General features: G+C 64.5%; 3 protein-coding genes. All 3 read left to right on the top strand.

Annotated features, from left to right (window positions below; translation table 11 throughout):
- Positions 1-328: 328 nt before the first annotated feature.
- Positions 329-1,111, top strand: coding sequence for an amino acid ABC transporter substrate-binding protein (locus tag VIR09_RS09610; RefSeq protein ID WP_332012651.1), 783 nt, complete (start codon positions 329-331; stop codon positions 1,109-1,111).
- An 84-nt stretch (positions 1,112-1,195) separates the two neighbouring features.
- A complete protein-coding gene (locus VIR09_RS09605; protein ID WP_041656162.1) occupies positions 1,196-1,876 on the top strand; it encodes an ABC transporter permease subunit in 681 nt (226 codons plus the stop codon).
- The coding region (locus VIR09_RS09600; protein WP_332012650.1) for an amino acid ABC transporter ATP-binding protein at positions 1,873-2,343 on the top strand (471 nt) is incomplete at its 3' end. The genes VIR09_RS09605 and VIR09_RS09600, both read left to right, overlap by 4 nt.

Below are 2,343 nucleotides of genomic sequence, written 5' to 3'. Positions count from 1 at the left end.
GTGATGCTGCCGCTGCCCGGCATCAGCCGCGTGCCGTCCGCGGCCTGGGCGGGCATTGCGCTTGCCGCCGCCGCGCCTGCGGCCGCCATCATGAAAGCCCGCCTGTTCCATTGCTGTTCCACACCGATCTCCATCTAAGTCCTGCCTGGATGAACCCCGGTCGTCAGGCGCCGGGGCATGGGCATCACCATATGACTTGCAGCTATATTTTTACTATTCCTTATGCTTTGTGGAAAAATAGGCGCGTTGTTAGAGTGCGGCTACGCCGGAGGGCATTGCAGGCCCGGATGCTCTCCACCGAGATATCTGCCATCCGTGGAGCACCGCCATGAAACTCTTCCGTACGCTGTTCGTCGCCGGCCTCGTCCAGGTCGCCGCCTTGTCCGCGGCCCACGCCCAATCCGGACTGGACCAGATCAAATCCGCCGGCGTGTTCAAGATCGGCACCGAAGGCACCTACGCCCCTTTCACTTTCCATGACGCATCCGGGCAGCTTACCGGGTTTGACGTGGACATCGGCCGCGCCATCGCCGAACGCCTGGGCGTCAAGGCGCAATTCGTCGAAGGCAAGTGGGACGGCCTGATCGCCGGCCTGGACGCCAAGCGCTACGACGCGGTGATCAACCAGGTCGGCATCACCGACGCGCGCCGCGCCAAGTACGACTTTTCCGATCCCTACATCTCGTCGGCCGCCGTGCTGATCGTGCGCGACGACAACACCAGCATCAAGTCCTTCGACGACCTCAAGGGCAAGAAATCCGCCAACACGCTGACCAGCAACTTCGGCAAGCTGGCGCAAAAGCACGGCGCGGAAGTGATCGCGGTGCAGGGCTTCAATGAAGCCATCGATCTGCTGACCTCGGGCCGGGTCGAAGCCACCGTCAACGACAACCTGTCGTTCCTGGACTTCAAGAAGCAGAAGCCCAATGCCAAGGTAAAGATCGCCGCCACCGACAAGACCGCCGAATTCAGCAATTCAGGCGTGCTGCTCCGCAAGGGCAACCCCGAGCTGCAGGCCGCCATCAACAAGGCGCTGGCCGACATCAAGGCGGACGGCACCTACAAGACCATCTCGGTCAAGTATTTCGGCACGGACCTGTCGGCGCAATAAACAAGCGGAGCGCACATGACGCTACCCCCCTGGCTGCAATCCGTCCTGCCCGACTGGCTGCTGGCGCAACTCGGCAACTTGACGGTGCCGGCCTGGGTGCAGCTGATGCTGGACTCGTTCTGGCCGCTGCTGCACGCGGGACTGATGTTCACGGTTCCGCTTACGCTGATGTCGTTTGCGCTGGGCCTGGCGCTGGCCTTCGTGGTGGCGCTGATCCGCCTGTTCGGCCCGGCGCCGCTGGTGGCCCTGGTGCGCTTCTACGTGTGGCTGATCCGCGGCACGCCGCTGCTGGTGCAGCTGTTCGTGATCTTCTACGGCCTGCCCAGCGTCGGCATCGTGCTGGACCCGCTGCCCGCCGCGCTGATCGGCTTCACCCTCAACGTCGGCGCCTACAACTCGGAAGTGATACGCGGCGCCATCGAGTCCATCACCAAGGGCCAGTGGGAAGCGGCCTATTCGCTGAGCATGACGCGCGCGCAGGCGCTGCGCCGGACCATCCTGCCGCAGGCGGCGCGGGTGGCCGTGCCGCCCCTGTCCAATTCCTTCATCGCGCTGGTCAAGGACACCTCGCTGGCGGCGGTGCTGACCGTGCCCGAGATCTTCCAGGCCGCGCAACGCATCGCCGCGGTCACCTATGAACCGCTGATCCTGTACACCGAGGCTGCGCTGATCTACCTGGTGTTCAGCTCCGTCCTGTCCGCCGCGCAGGTCCGCCTGGAACGGCGCTTCGGCCAGCATGCGGTCTTTAACGAGAAAAACCGATGATCCGCCTGGAAAAGATAGAGAAGGCGTTCGGCGGCAATCCCGTGCTCAAGCAGGTGGACGTGAGCATCGCCGAAGGCAGCGTCACCGCCCTGATCGGTCCGTCCGGCAGCGGCAAAAGCACCCTGCTGCGCTGCGTGAACCTGCTGGAAGTGCCGGACCGCGGCACGCTGGAGATCGGACCGGAAACAGTGCAGTTCGAGCCCGGCCGCAAGCTGTCGCGCGATCAGGTCCAGCGCGTGCGCAAGCAGACCGGCATGGTATTCCAGAACTTCCAGCTGTTCCCGCACCAGACCGTCATCGGCAACGTCATGGAAGGACTGTTGACGGTACAGAAGTGGCCGCTGGACCGCGCCCGCGCCCGCGCCGAGGAACTGCTGCGCAAGGTCGGCATGCTGGACAAGCGCGACGCCTGGCCCGCCAACCTGTCGGGCGGCCAGCAACAACGCGTGGCGATTGCCCGCGCGCTG

The organism is Achromobacter sp., assembly GCF_036567245.1.
Classification (GTDB): domain Bacteria; phylum Pseudomonadota; class Gammaproteobacteria; order Burkholderiales; family Burkholderiaceae_B; genus Achromobacter.
This window is presented reverse-complemented; position numbering and strand designations above follow the sequence as displayed.